This window comes from Dyadobacter subterraneus (assembly GCF_015221875.1).
Taxonomy (GTDB): domain Bacteria; phylum Bacteroidota; class Bacteroidia; order Cytophagales; family Spirosomataceae; genus Dyadobacter; species Dyadobacter subterraneus.
Map to the genome: position 1 here is coordinate 6,053,058 of NZ_JACYGY010000001.1, position 17,039 is coordinate 6,070,096.

The following is a 17,039-nucleotide window of genomic DNA, read 5'->3' on the forward strand; positions in this document are numbered from 1 at the left end:
GCGGGATAAACCATGACAAACTATGGCCAAATTCACTGAACGTATCACAAACTGGTTCCGTTCTTCGAAGGATGACGAAGAAAATTTTTATGATGACGAACCCGAATTTCCTACCGAAACTCCTGTGAGCTTCAAAGACACCATGCCTCAAAAATCATTAAATCACTCTGTCAGCAATGTGACAGCAACCAATTACAATACTCATTATCAACAAAATACAACAATACCAGCAAAGACCGAAGTGGTTATTCCTTACTGGCTGGAAGACGAAGATACATTACGCGACGAAGGCGTTTTGTTTGGCTTGTCAGAATCGGATCCGACTGAGAAAACCGATATAATCCATAAATACTTTTCACATCTTGCGGCACCGCATTTAAGCAGTATTGAGCAGCATAATGAGCGTATTCAGGAGCAAAATCTCTTTATCGGACAAAAGACCAATCGGATTGAGGAACTTGAAAACAAGCTAAAAAACCTGATCGTATCAAAATCTGCCGGCGAGCATCATTTGCCAAGAACTTTGATCGGTTTGTCGCTATCAGTCGCTATGTGTATTGGAAATTTTTTCCTGATCAGGGAATCTTTGAAACCAGCTTTTGCGGAAACCTCATGGATTGCACTCGGCATTTTCCTGGCTGGGATGTTTAGTCTTTTTGGAAGAATTTCTATGTTTCATGATACAGATTCCAAAGTTTCATGGCGTTCGTTACTTGAAGAAATCGGTTTGCCGTTTGCGGCGGCGTTATTCGTTTTTGCCAATGTTTTGCCTTATCAGGGATTATTCCAGGGAATAGCCTTATTCGTTTTTGTCTTCTTTCTTTTCCTCTTCGCCGGAAAACTTCTTCTTAGCAATGTGACCATTCTGAGAAATGATTTACATGCTTTGTTCAACGTCACCCGCGATCGCGAGGAAACTGCGAATCATATGCAGAACTGGGAAAGTGAGATTCAGACTTTGCAACAGGAGGTTGATGAACTGCGTGTAAAAAAGTGGCAGATTTTGCGTGAACAAGGCCAGTCCGAAACGGAACGCGACCGGATTTATGCCAAACGTGATATGCTGATCAAGCTTTTTGAGAGTGAGTATTCGCTTGCACGACGTATGAAAAATCAACTTACAAACAAGCAATTACAAGAAATCAGAAAAAGTGCGGAATGATTTTTTTGCGCGAAATGCTATTCTTACTAAATAATCGAAGTTATGGACGAGCAACAGCCTAATCAAAACAGCGACTATCAGCATGGTTACAGTAGTGGCCTTGAAGGATTAGACCGCCAGGTTTATGAAGCCTATTTGTCGAGCAACGTCAGCCACGACTGGGTCTTGGATCGCCTGGATCAAAAAAAATCAGAACTTGATTCTATTAAAAATAAAAGACAGGAAACTGTTCAAACTCATAAGCTATCTTTTGACAAGCTTCAGGAACAGCTGATGGGTGTAAACAAAACTGCAAAAAAAATAAAAGACCTGGATTCTTCTGTCGCTGATATTGAAAAACAAGCAGAAGAATTAAGAGCAAAACGCGTGAGTTCCGGTCCGCACTACTCCCTGATAGCTGGATTGATATTTCTGGTTGCAGGTATTTCTTTCATTGCCGGCGACCTTATCATCTCGCACGAGATTGTAGCTTATGCATTGAATATTCGTAATGTAAATGAAGCATGGGCATTTGCAATTGGTCTTGCGATGTTATCCGTTTTGTTAAAGCCGGCATATGATCGTTTGGTTGAAGAGCCATATCAGAAAGATGAATCGCCAAAAGCAAAATCCAATTATGCGAAGTTTAAGTTGATTTTATCAATCTTTGCCATTGTGACTTTGATCGTTTTAGGCTGGTTCCGTTATGAGGCTTATCGTACAGATAAATTAAAAGAAGCCATCAATAAATCAGTTAAAGGCCTGCAATTAAATGCAGTTGACCCACTGACTGGCGCCCCGATAAACAGTCCTGAATTAACGAATAAAATTGAGCAGGCTTTAAAAAGTTCTGACCAGCTGAATCTGGATCTGGTTAATAGTCCATGGGCATTGATGTCATTCGTTTTAAGTGGCGTTCTGTTTGCTATTGCCGGTGCAGTTTCTCTGGGAATGGCGCTGCCGGTTTTGCAGGGATTCTGGATGCGGTGGCTTCAAATTGATCCGAAATTATGGAAATTGAAAAGACGCAGGAAAAAAATTGAAAATCAGCTTGACGATTTGCAAGCAATAATTTCTGAACAACTTGCCCAGAAAAGTATTTTAGAGAATGATATTGCGGTATTGCCAACCTGGGAAGAATTGAAACAGGAAGAAGCTTCAATCCGTACGGAAATTGAGCATCTTGAAGAAGAACGAAAACTTGCATTGACGGATAGCCGCATTCAATCGTTTGGAGATGGTTATGCGCACGGACAAGTTACCCGTGATATCATGAGCGATGAAGAATATGAACATTGGAGATCGGGCCATATGACCGTTTCAAATCTGGCTTTACGTGCGCGTTCAAATGCATCGGACAGAGCTGTGACCCGTTCTAAAAATTCCGGTATGCGCCCTCATCAAGCCATCCGTAAAGCGATCACCGATCGTTTTGATGAAAACAATTCAGACTGATTTTCGTAAATTGGGACTTTGATTGACTTTTTAACTTAAAGATGCTTCTTCAAAGTCCCCGTTTAGATATTGTTGCTTGCGATGACACCCTTTTTGATGCGATCCGTATGGGCAATAATGTCCTTGGCCGTGTAATGGGTGTTAACGTCCCAAAAAAGTGGACCGAATTTCGTGATACTTTTACACCTTCTTATCATCGTTGGAAAGCCCACCCTCCGCTACGCGAATGGTGGGTTTATCTTATAGTTTACAAACCGGGAAATATTCTGATCGGATCATGTGGCTACAAAGGCGAACCGGATTCCAGCGGAATGGTGGAAATTGGCTACGAAATTGCTTCATCACACCGGTCCATGGGACTTGGTCACGAAACTGCAAAAGCACTTGTCGATCACGCTTTTAAACAATCCGGTGTACATAAAATCCTGGCGCATACGATGGCGGAGGAAAATGCATCTGTCCATATCTTGGAAAAGTTAGGTTTTCAAAGAACAGATGATAAAGTAAATGACCCGGAAGAAGGATTGCTATGGCGCTGGGAGCTTTCCAAAAGATAATTTATATGATTGTTGAATAGTATTTCATCCCGTAAATAGCGTTATAATAGTGAGACAAATAAAATTGGACTACTTCAATATTTATTTGTCTCAATTGATTAACTTATATCCTGAAAAAATCTTCATCCATATTTGAGATTGAACCTATGATTGCCGTGTCAAAAGAAACATATCCCTGGCTGAAATATTATACCCAAGGCGTTCCTTACGAAATAAATCCTGATGCCTATTCTTCACTTATTGATTTGATGGACATTGGTTTCGGATTATATAAAGACAGGTCTGCTTATGCCAACATGGGCAAAGAGCTGACTTTTGGCAAACTGGATGAACTTTCAAGAAATTTCGCAGCGTATCTGGAAAATCTGGGATTGCGGAAAGGCGACAGAATTGCAATTCAAATGCCAAATTTGCTGCAATATCCAATCGCAATGTTTGGCGCTTTAAGGGCAGGTTTGGTGATCGTCAATACAAATCCGCTTTATACGCCACGAGAAATGCAGCATCAGTTTAAAGATTCCGGCGTTAAGGCAATTGTCATTCTTGCCAACTTCGCAGCACATCTCGAAAAAATTGTTGCTAATACTGAAATCGAACATATAATCATTACTGAAATTGGCGATTTGCTGGGTTTTCCAAAAAAGCTCATTGTAAACACAGTCGTGAAATATGTCAAAAAGATGGTTCCGGCTTATCATATTTCAGGAGCCGTTTCTTTCAGTGAAGCACTTTCGCTTGGTGCCGGGCTTACTTATACAAAGCCTTCTGTTTCAAATATTGATATTGCTTTTATTCAATATACAGGAGGAACAACCGGCGTTTCAAAAGGTGCAATGCTTACACACCGAAATTTAATTGCCAATGTAGAAGCAAATAGTGCCTGGATCACACCAGTAATGGGTGAAATGGAAATTCCGGTTTTTGTGGCTGCACTGCCGCTTTACCACGTTTACGCACTGACAGTAAATGCGCTTACCGGAATAAAAATCGGTGCAATGAATGTATTGATTACCAATCCCCGGGACATGAATGCTTTCATTAACGATCTGAAAAAGTACAGAATTAATGTATTTACAGGCGTTAACACCATGTTCAATGGATTAATGAATAATCCGCGTTTTGCAGAAATTGATTTTAGTCAGTTGAAAGCAACCACTGCGGGCGGAATGGCCTTGCAAAAAGTTGTTGCTGAAAGATGGTTGACCGCAACGGGCTGTCCGGCTTGTGAAGGTTACGGACTTTCAGAAACATCGCCTGTTTTGTCGTCCAATTTATTAATTGGTGAAAACAGAATTGGAACAATCGGAATTCCCTGGCCAAGTACTGCCATGGCCATTTTAAGAGAAAATGGAGAGTGGGCTGATACGGGGGAAGTTGGTGAAATTTGTGCATTCGGTCCACAGGTTATGCTTGGATATTTTAATCGTCCGGACGAAACGGCTTTGGTTATTTTTGAAAAAGACGGAAAACGCTGGTTCAAAACCGGCGACCTGGGTTACGAAGATGCCGACGGATACTTCAAAATTGTAGACCGGAAAAAAGATATGATTCTGGTGTCTGGTTTCAATGTATATCCAAATGAAGTTGAAGATGTAGTTTCACAATGTCCGGGAGTTCTGGAAGTGGCTTGTGTAGGTATTCCGGATGAAAAATCTGGTGAACTTGTCAAATTATTTATCGTTAAAAAAGATCCTGAGCTTACGGAAGAAACAGTAAGAGCGTTTTGCAAAGAAAACCTGACTGCCTATAAATGCCCTAAGAAAATTGAATTCAGAACTGAATTACCAAAAACAAATGTTGGTAAGATTTTGAGGCGGGTTTTGAGGGAGGAGGAAATTGGGAAGTTGAACAAATGAATAAGTAAAGACTTTTAGGAATTCTTTATTACTAGATAAAATTCCAATGATACAAACTATAATAACCCCCGATAAAACAACATTTGATATGTCTATATCTCTTCCAGACGCTTATGTTGGAAAAGAAGTACATGTGCTTTTTTATATTGATGATGAAGTAAAACAAACCACAGCTTCTGTTCTACCCAAAAAAAAACCGTCCGACTTTTTCGGTACTTTGAGTATCGAAGAAGGTGAAAAAATGCAGGAATATGTAACGCAAAGTCGTAATGAATGGGAAAGAAATTTCTGATAGATACTAACACACTTATTGATGCCCAGACGCATAAATTATCCGAAAATGGGTTACGTTTTTTGGCTGATGTAATTAACGAAGACTTTACAATTTCATTTATTACGTATATAGAATTTTTGGGATACAAAAATGCAACAAAAGCTATGGAAGAATTCATTGCACTGGCTAACGTTGTTCAGATTGATACAGTCATTATTGATATTTGCATATCACTACGAAAAACACAGAGGATCAAGCTTGCTGATACAATTATTGCCGCGACTGCCTTGGCTAATGGCTATACATTGATCACAAATAATGAGAAAGATTTTATAAATATAAAAAATCTAGATGTGGTTAATCTTCATAAAATTTAATTTTAGAAATAGTATATGAAGAAGTATTGCTAAATAAATGATATTAATCAAAATCAAGTTTATTTACTTTGACCACTGACACAATCGATATCTCCTCGCTCCACATTTAACAATCAATTCACATCAAAACCAGAATTTCGAGAACGTTTTCCGTATATTTAACAAAAGAATAACTCCACCGTTGAATATAAGTAACTATGAATCTACACAGAAAAACACTGGTATTATTGCATGGTCACGGGGTAGACGATTCCATCTGGGATAGTGTTGATGCCTCAATAAATGAATATTACACCGTAGTCAGGCCTAATATTTCTCTCTTTACTTTTTGTAAAACCGTTGAAGAATACGCTGATGAACTGCACCGTTTTCTTACCAATGCAGTCATAGAAAAATGCACATTAATTGGCCATTCCATGGGCGGTTATATCGCTCTTGCTTTTGCCGAAAAATATCCTGAAATGCTTGAAGGTTTCGGGTTATTCCATTCAACCGCTTATGCTGATGACGAAGCGAAAAAACATCAACGCAATCAAACAATAGATCTGCTGCGGAATTACGGTACAGAAATGTTTGTAAAAAATACCGCCGGTAATTTATACGGAGATCGTTTCAAAGAACTTTATCCTGAAAAGATAAAAGAACATATCGCCCGTTTCGGAAAAATACCAGCCGAAGCATTAATAACAGGAATTAACGCCATGCGTGACCGGAAAGATCGTACAGCAGTTTTGGCTACTATGCCATTTCCCGTACTATTTATTATTGGTATGCAGGACAAACTTATACCTTTCGAAAGCTGCATCAGTTTGTCGGAATATCCAAAACAAAGTTATCCGTTTATTCTTGCGGAGGCCGGACATATGGGTATGGTTGAACGTCCGGATGCTTCTGCCCGTATGATAAGTTGGTATATGACAAAAATATAATTCTCAGAAAATCAGATTATATTTATCATAAATAAGTCAGTGTTCGTTATCTCTGACGTAACACTGACTTATTTCTTTCAAAGATATGCAAAAGAACACTTCTACAATCCATTTCCATAAAAGCTGGTTACTTCTCATTTGGGTTTTATTATTTTTTACTGCTTGTAGCAACGATGATGATAAGGACGTAAAACCGGAAGAAAACAAATACCTCGTTTCAAGCACTTTTATTAAGGATCTTACCAAGGATGATATTGCTAAAATCTATCCTCTTCTGGCAGGTTATGCAAAATACAATGTAAAAGTTTACAAAGTCACTTATAAAACTACCAATACAGACGGTTCAGCGATCACGGCGTCGGGAGCAGTTTTATTACCTGTAACAGATCAGTCGGTTTCGCTGATAAGCGTTCAGCACGGAACTATCACAACGGATGACGCTGCGCCTTCCAATTTCCAGAGTGGTTCAGAAGCAGCCACTTTTGGGTCCGTATTTGGATCTATGGGTTACATCATTTCATATCCTGACTACATAGGTTATGGCGCTTCCAAAGATTTGCCGCATCCATATGAACATCGTGCAAGTCTTGCTTCCTCAACACTGGATATGTTGCGGGCCGCCAAGGAAATGTTGAAGCAACAAACCGACGTGAAATGGAATGAAAAATTATATGTTGCCGGCTATTCCGAAGGAGGTTATGCGACAATGTGTTTGCAGAAAAAAATCGAGGAAGAAGCTTCTTCTGAATTTAATCTGAGAGCATCAAGCTGTGGTGCAGGTGCCTATGATAAAACGGCATTTATGAAATATGTGATCAACAGCTCAGTAAATACTGTCGCTTCTTACAATTCTTTGTATTTGTGGGTAATGCTTACGTACGACAGGATCTACAAATTGAACAAACCAAAAACATATTATTTTAAAGATCCGTATGCAGCTCAAATCGAGCAACTTGGTATAGCTAATCCTATCAATGTAAGTTTCAATACGATACTTACGGATTCTTTTAAAACAGCTGTAAATACCGGAACCGATACCGGTTTTATTGCTGCTATTGGCGACAATGATGTGTATGATTGGAAGCCAAATACGCCTACGAGATTATTCCATGGTGATGCAGATCCATTGGTATTTTATTTCAATTCTGTGAATGCAGAAGCAGCCATGAAAAAACGCGGAGCGACTGATGTGGTGCTGATTACCATTCCTGGTGGAACACATTCATCATCCATCACTACATTTCTTGCAGGAACTTTAGCATTCTTTACAGATTCGAAGTATCAATAAAATATTATATTTGCAATCAATTAAGTCTATCAGACAAATATGGTTGTTGATAATAATAACTTTTCCTTCGTTTCTAATTACCGGTCAGTGATGAACCGGATTGGTGATGTGCGATGTTGTTTATAACAAAAATGACAATGCAATTTAACATCACATTTTTAATTTTCCCATGTCTACACTTCTTGATTTAGTAGGAAATACCCCGTTAGTTGAATTAAACCGTATTAATCCAAATCCAAACGTAAAACTTTACGGCAAGCTTGAAGGGAATAATCCTGGCGGAAGCGTGAAGGATCGTGCAGCTTACAGCATGATCAAAGGTGCGATGGACCGGGGAGAAATAAAGCCAGGAACGAAACTGATTGAAGCCACCAGTGGTAATACAGGTATTGCACTGGCGATGATTGCCAGACTTTTTGATATTGAAATCGAACTGGTAATGCCTCAAAATTCTACCCGTGAAAGAGTTCTGACGATGGAAGCTTTCGGAGCAAAAGTAACGCTTCTGGATACGATGGAAATTTCACGAGATTATGCGGAAGAAAAAGCAAAAACCGGTGAATTCCTTTTGCTTAATCAATTTGCCAATCCTGACAACTGGAAAGCGCATTATAACACCACGGGACCAGAAATATTCCGTGATACAAATCAGCAAATAACACATTTTGTTTCTTCCATGGGTACTACCGGTACCATTATGGGCGTTTCCCGTTTTTTGAAAGAACAAAATGAAAATATACAAATTGTTGGCTGCCAGCCAACGGATGGATCCAGCATTCCGGGAATCAGAAAGTGGCCGGTTGAATATCTTCCAAAAATTTTCGAAAAAGATCGTGTCGATCAGGTTATTGAAGTGACTCAGGAAGATGCCGTTTTGATGACACGCCGTCTGGCAAATGAAGAGGCAGTATTTGCCGGAATGAGTAGCGGCGGTGCTGCCTGGGCTGCTGTGGAATTGGCTAAAACACTGGATTCAGGGACTATTGTATTTATAATCTGCGACCGAGGCGACAGATATCTTTCAAGCGATTTATTTGGATGAGCTATCGGCAGTCAGCAATCAGCTTTCGACTTTGGCTGCTAAAAAAATAATGCATGGCGGCCAGCTGATTGCCGACCGCCGATAGCCGATAGCTAATTAAAACCAGCCTGCGCCCAAATTCCGGAAAGGCCATGGAATAGCGGCCAGAATGATAATTAATGCCATTCCGTAGAAATATAATACGGTACGGTGCTTATCTGCCCCAACCAATTTCTTCGAACGAACGCGTCCTACGGTGATCAGAATAATTGCAATCACCATCATGAAAACGTGTTCAATAGAATAAAAACGAATTACTTTATTGCCGATCTCTCCGAAATTTACCAACGGGCTCATCGTGTAAAGCACTAATCCAATCAAAAGCTGGGTATGTGTGGCGATCAAAGCGAACAAATAAATTTTGCTGTCGCCTTGTTTGTTATTCTGCCAATTGGAATATGCAATGGCTACTGCGGCAATTAACAAGCCAAGCACAACATAACGTAAGCCGGAATGGGCACGTATAAGAGCGTTCATATGTTATAAACAAGTTATGGTGAAATCGTAAGTTTGCAAAGGTAGTTGTCAATTCAGCATATCACAACAAATGCCCGCATCGAATTGTCAAGTTTACCGATTAGGCTAAAAAATTTTAAAGCATAATATTTGTACGAGTTTTTCAAATCGAAATAAAACACAAAATGATCCTGTTTAATATTACTGTGAATGTCAGCCACGCAGCTGAAAAAGAATGGCTTAAATACATGAAGGAAATCCACATTCCTGAAATAATGGCCAGCGGATTGCCTATCGAAACAAAATTGCTCCGTTTGCTTACTGAAATTGATAATGAAGGAGCCACTTATACAAACCAGTTTACTTTCCGTACCATGGAAGATTTCCTGGCCTACCAGACCCATTTCCAGGCTGATTTGCAAGACAAACATCATCAAAAGTTTAATGGTCATTATGTCTCTTTCCGAACACTTCTGGAGGAAGCCTGATCATCAGACGCAATTGTATTGAACAAAAAAGTTTTTAAACAAAACCTTTACATTCGCTTGACATTACGGTAATCTTTCCTTTTATTTAATATACCGTAAGTCTTGAAAATCTTTTGACATGATGAACGGTTCGTGTTAAATTTAGAATAAATACGGACTGTTTTTGGAGTGAGGATAGATTTGAAGACCCGGTTGGAAGTAATGTTTTACCATAAAACTTAAAGTGCTTATGAGACTGCAAATGCAAGCAATTCACTTCGACGCTGACCCTAAACTGTTGACATTCATTCAACAAAAAATGGATAAACTCGACACGTTTTACGATAAGATTACGAGTGGTGAAGTGTTTCTGAGATTGGATAAAAGTGATAACGCCAAATTACATACCAAACTTCTTGAAGTTAAGATTTATGTTCCGGGCGGGACAATGTTTGTAAGAGAACAGGGTACAACATTTGAAGAGGCGACCGATTTAGCGATTGATACATTGAAAATGCAGGTTAAGAAATTTAAAGACAAGCGGAACAAGGCAAGGGCTCCAAAACCGGTTGATGGAGTTTTACAGACAGACGAAGTTGCTGTTATAACGGAAGATATCGAAGAGTAAAAATTATATATGTTTGTAAAGAAAGCTACTCCAAAAGGGTGGCTTTCTTTATTTATAGGCTAAGCTGATCAAATTGAAATGCCAAATTTGTAGTACTCCCCGAATTATACGTTTTTTGCGAAAAATATTAATCTTAAATTTCAAGTTATGAATATAGAACCTGTTGTTGGTTCCGCGTTTGAACACGCTTTTCGCTTCACACAGGAGCAGGTAATACAATTTGCAGAACTGACAGGCGATAATAATCCAATCCACCTGGACGCAGATTATGCGGCTACAACCAGCTTCAAACGTCCGATCATTCATGGAATGCTAGGTACAACTGTTTTTACGAAAGTGTTGGGTACCGAATTCCCAGGATTCGGATCAATTTATTTAAAACAAACCGTGGAATATTTAAGACCAATGTTTGTTGAAACGGATTACAAAGCGGTATTCACAATTAAAACAATTGATCCTGTAAAACACATCGCTGAAATATCAACAGAGATATTTGATGTTAATACAAAAAAAGTCGTGACAAGAGGAATCGCTACGATGATCAATCAGGAGAAATTTTAAAATAAGAAAGCCGGGCTTTTTCAAACCCGGCTTTCTCTGTATGTTACTAAAAAGACTTATTCTCCCTCGTTCTTTTTGTTTTGTACTTCTGAACGAATTTCCTGAGCCAAAGTTTTTAGCTCCTGCATACCTTTACGCACACGAGTACCAGCTGCCTGGTTTGCTTTATTGTAAAACTTATCAAAATCGCCTTCAAGCGACAGAATCAAATCTTTTACTTCATCAAATCTTGCCATGTTTTTATTTGGTTTTAGTTAAAATGCCTCTAACACGCTAAAAACGCATGTTTTGCCCGAAATTTAGTAATTAAAAGCATTACCGCAACCCAAAAAACAAAAAAAAACAACACTATAATGCAATTTATATTCAAAAATACATATAACTCATTCATATATAACAAGTTACGCTTAATAACTTTTTTCGGTTACATAAGAAAATAAAAGGACGTTTTAATTAAAAAACGTCCTTTTATTACAATGAGACATGATTTCAACTATTCAGCAACCTCCTGAACGTCTTCAATCTGATAAACTCTGTTCTTTAATTTGTCTGCCAAAGTTGTAAATGCATCAAGCGTATATTCCACATCTTCCAACGTATGTGAAGCAGTTGGAATAATGCGCAGCATAATCTGTCCTTTTGGTACCACCGGATAAACAACAATAGAACAAAACACTCCCATATTTTCACGAAGGTCACGAACCATACGTGTTACCTCAGGTACGCCGCCTTCACTGTGCAGGAAAACCGGCGTAACAGGTGATTCTGTTTCTCCAATATTAAATCCACGACTTCTAAGACCATTTTGCATGGCTTCTACATTTTCCCATAATTTGGAACGAAGCTCAGGCATCGTTTTAATCATTTCCAGTCTTTTTCTGCATCCTTCAACATATGGCATCGGCAAAGCCTTTGCGTAGGTTTGGGAACGCATGTTATATTTCAGGTACATGATAATTTCAGGATCATCAGACGCGATAAAAGCACCAATGGCAGCCATAGATTTTGCAAACGTCGAGAAGTATAAATCAACTTCACCTTGTACACCCAGCATTTCACCTACACCTGCACCTGTTTCACCCATTGTACCAAATCCGTGTGCATCATCAACAAGCAGACGGAATTCGTATTTTTTCTTTAATTCAACAATTGACTTCAAATCGCCAACTTTACCTGACATACCAAAAACGCCTTCGGTAATCACCAAAACACCACCACCTTTTTCATTAGCAGCTTTTGTTGCACGAACCAGGTTTTTTTCAAGACTAGCCATATCATTATGGTTAAACTTATAATACTGGCCCATTTTGGCTTTATGCAAGCGAATACCGTCAATCAGACAGGCATGTGATTCAGCATCATAAACAATTACATCGCGGTGATCGCAGATACATTCGATCGCAGACATAACGCCCTGATATCCGTAGTTCAATAAAAAAGCATCTTTTTTACCTACAAATTCGGCAAGTTCTTTTTCAAATACCTCATGTAATGTCGAATTACCAGACATCATACGCGCACCCATCGGATAAGCCAATCCCCACTTTGCCGCCGCTTCTGCGTCAACTTTACGTACTTCCGGATGATTTGCCAGTCCCAAATAATTATTAAGACTCCAGTTCAATACCTCACGCCCCATAAACCGCATCTTCGGTCCCAGATCACCTTCCAGCATGGGAAATGAAAAATAATGATGGCTATTCAGCATTTTAGCCGGCGTTCCGATCGGGCCTGAATTATTGTGCAGTTTCTCAAAAATGTCCACTCTCTTCTAATTTATGTGGGTAACAACCTTGTAATTTATGTTAGATAAATGCAAAAATAAAAAAAATAACAATACATTAAGTACAAACCTAATTTTCAACGAATTGTAAATTACCCAAAATATAAAAATAGTACTTTTAAATTTTGCAATAATTTCACATATCTTGTGTCCTCATTGTGATCTGTTTACATGCCTGAAATCAAAAAAATACTGGTCGCCAACAGGGGAGAAATTGCCCTGAGAATCCTACGTACAGCGCGGGAAATGAATATCAAAACTGTTGCTATATTTAGTGAGGCCGACCGGAAAGCTCCTCATGTGCGCTATGCTGACGAGGCCGTATGTGTTGGCCCGGCGCCTTCTTCAGAATCCTATTTAAATATTAATAAAATTCTGGAAGTATGCCACCAATTAGGTGTTGATGCCATTCATCCTGGATATGGATTCTTGTCCGAAAATGCCGGTTTCGCAAGAAAAGTCCGTGAGGCAGGACTGATCTTCATTGGCCCATCTCCCGAATCAATTGAAATTATGGGTAGCAAACTTGCGGCCAAAGATGCGGCCGGACGCTACAACATACCGATGGTTCCGGGAACGGCATCTGCCATTGATGATCGTGAGGAAGCAAAACGGGTTTCTTTGGAAATAGGTTATCCGGTTTTGATCAAGGCAAGTGCAGGAGGCGGAGGAAAAGGTATGCGCGTGGTTGAAAACGAAGCTGAATTTGATGAACAAATGGACCGCGCGGTAAGTGAAGCCATTTCTTCCTTTGGTGATGGTGCCGTGTTCATTGAAAAATACATTACTTCCCCAAAACATATCGAAATACAGGTATTGGGTGATCAGCATGGGAATATTATTCATTTGTTTGAACGCGAATGTTCCATACAGCGCCGCCATCAAAAGGTAATTGAAGAAGCGCCATCAATTTCCATAACTCCTGCTATACGTGAAGAAATGGGGCGTTGTGCAGTTGATGTGGCCAGGTCGTGCGGATACTATGGAGCAGGGACTGTGGAATTTATTATAGATGAAAATAAAAACTTTTATTTTCTGGAAATGAATACCAGGCTTCAGGTTGAGCATCCGGTTACTGAGCTCATAACCGGTGTCGATCTCGTAAAGCAAATGATTTATATCGCCGAAGGAAAGGCGTTGACAATAAAACAGGAAGATTTACAGATAAAAGGACATTCCATTGAAGTGCGAGTCTATGCGGAAGATCCGGCAAATAATTTCCTTCCGGATGTTGGTACGCTGGTCACTTACGTAAGGCCGCAGGGGAATGGTGTACGTGTGGATGATGGTTTTGAGCAGGGAATGGAAATTCCTATTTACTATGATCCAATGTTATCAAAATTGATAACCTACGGACAAAATCGGGAGGAAGCAATAGAAAAAATGACACGGGCAATTGACGAATATCACATTTCGGGTGTCCAGACAACATTATCATTTTGTCGTTTTGTAATGAATCATAATCTTTTCCGCACAGGTAGTTTTGATACCAATTTTGTAAATCTGCATTTCAGTCCTGATAAACTTTTAGCAACACAAAATCAGGATACAAAAGAATTGGCTGCACTTCTAAGTGCTTATTTAAATCAAAATTCTAAATCGAAACAATCTGTAAACGACGAATCAAAACCCTTAGTAAAATCCAAATGGAAGACGCAACGATTAGGTAGAATATAAAAAGTAGAATTTTATTGGGATTCATACAAAAAAATCATTACTTTTGCGCTCTTAATTTTTGATTATATAAAAAATTAAGAATTTTCGGCAATACTTTACTAAAAAATTTAAGTATCAACTGAAAAATTTATTCTTTATATGATAAATGATTATTGACCAGATAAATACAAGTGTAATTGTTAACTCAATACTTGTCATATATAAAAAATAAATATTTCGACCGCCCCTTTTTGTCCCACGACTTATCGACTTTCACCGATTTAACAAGCTATGAAGCTATCCGAATTTAAATTTGATCTCCCTCAAAGCCTGATTGCACTTCATCCTTCCGACCGCGGAGAATCCCGCCTTATGGTAGTAAACCGTGCCACAGGAGAAATAGAACACAAAATGTTTCCTGACCTCATTAATTACTTTAATGATGGAGACGTTATGGCTATTAATGATACCAAAGTTTTTCCAGCTCGTTTATACGGTCAAAAAGAAAAAACAGGAGCTAAAATTGAAGTATTTTTACTACGTGAATTGAACCGTGAAATGCGTCTTTGGGACGTTTTGGTTGATCCTGCACGTAAAATCCGGGTTGGTAATAAATTGTATTTTGGTGACAGTGATCTTGTTGCAGAGGTAATTGACAATACAACTTCACGCGGACGTACAATTCGTTTCTTGTATGACGGAGATAACGATGAGTTTATGAAACTGGTTGATCAGTTGGGTGAAACACCGCTTCCTCCGGAAATCATTTCCCGTCGTAAAGTTGAAAGTGCTGACCGCGAACGTTTCCAGACTATTTTCGCTGAACATATTGGTGCTGTTGCAGCTCCGACTGCCGGATTACACTTTACAAAAGCAATGATGAAACGTCTTGAAATTAAAGGCATTAACTTTGCTCCTGTTACTTTGCACGTTGGTCTTGGTACATTCCGTACTGTGGATGTTGAGGATTTAACAAAACACAAAACAGACTCTGAAAACTATCGCATTACTCAGGCTAGCGCTGATATTGTAAACGCTGCTTTGGATGCTAAAAAACGTGTTTGTGCCGTTGGCACAACTTCTTTAAAAGCAATTGAATCATCGGTATCCGCAAGCGGACATTTGAAACCGGTAGAAGGCTGGACAGATAAATTCGTTTTTCCTCCTTACGATTTCAAAATTACCAATGCAATGTTATCAAACTTCCAGCTTCCTGAATCAATTTTATTGATGTCGGCCTGTGCTTTCGGAGGTTTTGATCTGGTAATGAAAGCTTACGAGCTTGCAATCAAAGAAAAATATAAATTCTTTACATACGGGGATGCAATGCTGATCATCTGATCTTAGCACTAATAAAATTACTTTTGTCATTTATTAACACCTAAGCCCAGCTTTGTGTTGATAAATGACATTTTTTTGAATAGACCAAAGCCTTTTTTGTTATGCAGGAATATGTAATCATTGTAGCTGGTGGTTCGGGTAGCCGGATGAAAAGTGATATACCAAAACAGTTTATTCCTGTCAACGGACTGCCTGTCCTGATGCATACGCTTAAAGCGTTTAGAAATTATTCCGAAGCTTTAAAGATAATCCTGGTTCTACCGGAAGCGCAGTTTACGTATTGGAATCAACTTTGTAATGAGTTTTTATTTGTGGAATCCTACTCGCTTATAGCAGGTGGAGAAACAAGATTTCATTCGGTTAAAAATGGCTTGGATAGCATTCAGGAAAGTGAAGACGCTTTTGTCGCGGTCCATGACGGCGTCCGCCCTGTAATTAGTAAAGAAATTATTTTGGAAAGCTTTCAAAAAGCTGCTCAATTCGGTTCTGCCGTAGCTAGCGTACCGCTTAAAGACTCAATCAGAATTATAGAAAATACCGAAAAGAACACGGCCATGGACCGTTCCTCATTTCGCTTAATCCAAACCCCTCAGACATTCAGAATTGACTGGATGAAAAAAGCATTTAATAATCCATACCAATCACTATTTACAGATTGCGCCAGTGTTCTGGAATTTGAAGGTTATCCGATTTTTTTAACGGAAGGCTCTTATGAGAATATTAAGATTACGACGCCTGAGGATTTGAGATGGGCTGAGATTTATCTGAAATAAATTGTTATTGATCCTACCTTATCCGATTCTGCATTTTCGTATAGTTTGATCGAATATATTGTCTTATCAGTCTTTCTTTAAAGTTTGACAACTTTTAGAAAATTCATAACGAAAAAAAATCCCATTCTTTTGAGGATGAGATAAGGATAATAATATTGTGGCGGCTGGACTGCGCGCCTCACCTATTCCCACTACGTGGCGCTGTATCATCGGCGGTTCCGGGCTTAACTTCTCTGTCCCGGGCCGGGCTCACGGGCGAGCGGACCACGCAGCCTGGGAAGAGGTGAAGCGAGTGTCGCCCCAGACCGAGCCAATAGTAACCAACAAAAAAAGCCTCACATTTCTGCGAGGCTTTGATTATAATAGTATTGTGGCGGCTACCTACTTTACCAGGTTTGACCCAAGTATCATCGGCG

Annotated in this window: 18 protein-coding genes; 15 read left to right on the plus strand and 3 right to left on the minus strand. The window is 39.3% G+C overall.

Features of this window, described 5'->3' with window-relative positions; genetic code table 11:
* Positions 1-22 precede the first annotated feature (22 nt).
* The 9 genes from IEE83_RS25170 to cysM all read left to right on the plus strand — a co-directional run bounded on the left by IEE83_RS25170 (position 23) and on the right by cysM (position 8,919).
* Positions 23-1,162 carry a hypothetical protein gene (locus IEE83_RS25170; RefSeq protein ID WP_194123218.1) on the plus strand — a complete coding sequence of 380 codons (1,140 nt, stop codon included), beginning with the start codon at positions 23-25 and terminating at the stop codon, positions 1,160-1,162.
* 42 nt (positions 1,163-1,204) lie between these two features.
* Positions 1,205-2,596, plus strand: a complete 1,392-nt coding sequence (locus tag IEE83_RS25175; RefSeq protein WP_194123219.1) for a hypothetical protein — start codon at positions 1,205-1,207, stop codon at positions 2,594-2,596.
* Between the two features lie 41 nt (positions 2,597-2,637).
* A complete protein-coding gene (locus IEE83_RS25180) occupies positions 2,638-3,153 on the plus strand; it encodes a GNAT family N-acetyltransferase (protein ID WP_228101972.1) in 516 nt (171 codons plus the stop codon).
* Between the two features lie 146 nt (positions 3,154-3,299).
* A complete protein-coding gene (locus IEE83_RS25185; RefSeq protein ID WP_194123220.1) occupies positions 3,300-5,009 on the plus strand; it encodes an AMP-binding protein in 1,710 nt (569 codons plus the stop codon).
* 88 nt (positions 5,010-5,097) lie between these two features.
* Complete coding sequence (locus IEE83_RS25190) at positions 5,098-5,301, plus strand: hypothetical protein (protein ID WP_194123221.1); 204 nt, start codon at positions 5,098-5,100, stop codon at positions 5,299-5,301.
* Positions 5,283-5,660 carry a type II toxin-antitoxin system VapC family toxin gene (locus tag IEE83_RS25195; RefSeq protein ID WP_194123222.1) on the plus strand — a complete coding sequence of 126 codons (378 nt, stop codon included), beginning with the start codon at positions 5,283-5,285 and terminating at the stop codon, positions 5,658-5,660. The genes IEE83_RS25190 and IEE83_RS25195 overlap by 19 nt, the downstream gene beginning before the upstream one ends.
* A gap of 197 nt (positions 5,661-5,857) precedes the next feature.
* On the plus strand, positions 5,858-6,589 hold the full coding sequence (locus IEE83_RS25200; protein ID WP_228101973.1) for an alpha/beta fold hydrolase: 732 nt from the start codon (positions 5,858-5,860) through the stop codon (positions 6,587-6,589).
* Between the two features lie 85 nt (positions 6,590-6,674).
* Positions 6,675-7,877 carry an alpha/beta hydrolase family protein gene (locus IEE83_RS25205; protein WP_194123223.1) on the plus strand — a complete coding sequence of 401 codons (1,203 nt, stop codon included), beginning with the start codon at positions 6,675-6,677 and terminating at the stop codon, positions 7,875-7,877.
* Positions 7,878-8,046: 169 nt separating this feature from the next.
* Complete coding sequence (gene cysM / locus IEE83_RS25210) at positions 8,047-8,919, plus strand: cysteine synthase CysM (protein ID WP_194123224.1); 873 nt, start codon at positions 8,047-8,049, stop codon at positions 8,917-8,919.
* A 96-nt stretch (positions 8,920-9,015) separates the two neighbouring features.
* On the opposite strand, the gene IEE83_RS25215 is transcribed toward cysM, so the two are convergent.
* Complete coding sequence (locus IEE83_RS25215; protein WP_194123225.1) at positions 9,016-9,435, minus strand: cytochrome B; 420 nt, start codon at positions 9,433-9,435, stop codon at positions 9,016-9,018.
* A gap of 164 nt (positions 9,436-9,599) precedes the next feature.
* Here IEE83_RS25215 and IEE83_RS25220 point away from each other — a divergent pair, with 164 nt between their 5' ends.
* The 3 genes from IEE83_RS25220 to IEE83_RS25230 all read left to right on the plus strand — a co-directional run bounded on the left by IEE83_RS25220 (position 9,600) and on the right by IEE83_RS25230 (position 11,070).
* Entirely contained in the window at positions 9,600-9,902 is a 303-nt protein-coding gene (locus IEE83_RS25220) for a DUF4286 family protein (RefSeq protein ID WP_194123226.1), read from the plus strand.
* Between the two features lie 241 nt (positions 9,903-10,143).
* On the plus strand, positions 10,144-10,509 hold the full coding sequence (locus IEE83_RS25225; protein WP_310588581.1) for an HPF/RaiA family ribosome-associated protein: 366 nt from the start codon (positions 10,144-10,146) through the stop codon (positions 10,507-10,509).
* A gap of 147 nt (positions 10,510-10,656) precedes the next feature.
* A complete protein-coding gene (locus IEE83_RS25230; protein WP_194123228.1) occupies positions 10,657-11,070 on the plus strand; it encodes a MaoC family dehydratase in 414 nt (137 codons plus the stop codon).
* Between the two features lie 56 nt (positions 11,071-11,126).
* Here the strand turns inward: IEE83_RS25230 and IEE83_RS25235 are convergent, their stop codons facing one another.
* The gene (locus IEE83_RS25235) at positions 11,127-11,306 is read right to left on the minus strand and encodes a BF3379 family histone-like protein (RefSeq protein ID WP_194123229.1); all 180 of its coding nucleotides are present in this window, start codon (positions 11,304-11,306) and stop codon (positions 11,127-11,129) included.
* 257 nt (positions 11,307-11,563) lie between these two features.
* Positions 11,564-12,835: an aminotransferase class I/II-fold pyridoxal phosphate-dependent enzyme gene (locus tag IEE83_RS25240; protein ID WP_194123230.1), complete on the minus strand. Its 1,272-nt coding sequence runs from the start codon at positions 12,833-12,835 to the stop codon at positions 11,564-11,566.
* 189 nt (positions 12,836-13,024) lie between these two features.
* Between IEE83_RS25240 and accC the strand changes: the two genes are divergently transcribed.
* The 3 genes from accC (at position 13,025) to IEE83_RS25255 (ending at position 16,623) form a co-directional block, all read left to right on the plus strand.
* Positions 13,025-14,530 carry an acetyl-CoA carboxylase biotin carboxylase subunit gene (accC, locus tag IEE83_RS25245; protein ID WP_194123231.1) on the plus strand — a complete coding sequence of 502 codons (1,506 nt, stop codon included), beginning with the start codon at positions 13,025-13,027 and terminating at the stop codon, positions 14,528-14,530.
* Between the two features lie 270 nt (positions 14,531-14,800).
* On the plus strand, positions 14,801-15,850 hold the full coding sequence (gene queA, locus IEE83_RS25250; protein WP_194123232.1) for a tRNA preQ1(34) S-adenosylmethionine ribosyltransferase-isomerase QueA: 1,050 nt from the start codon (positions 14,801-14,803) through the stop codon (positions 15,848-15,850).
* A 101-nt stretch (positions 15,851-15,951) separates the two neighbouring features.
* Entirely contained in the window at positions 15,952-16,623 is a 672-nt protein-coding gene (locus IEE83_RS25255; RefSeq protein ID WP_194123233.1) for a 2-C-methyl-D-erythritol 4-phosphate cytidylyltransferase, read from the plus strand.
* Positions 16,624-17,039 lie beyond the last annotated feature (416 nt).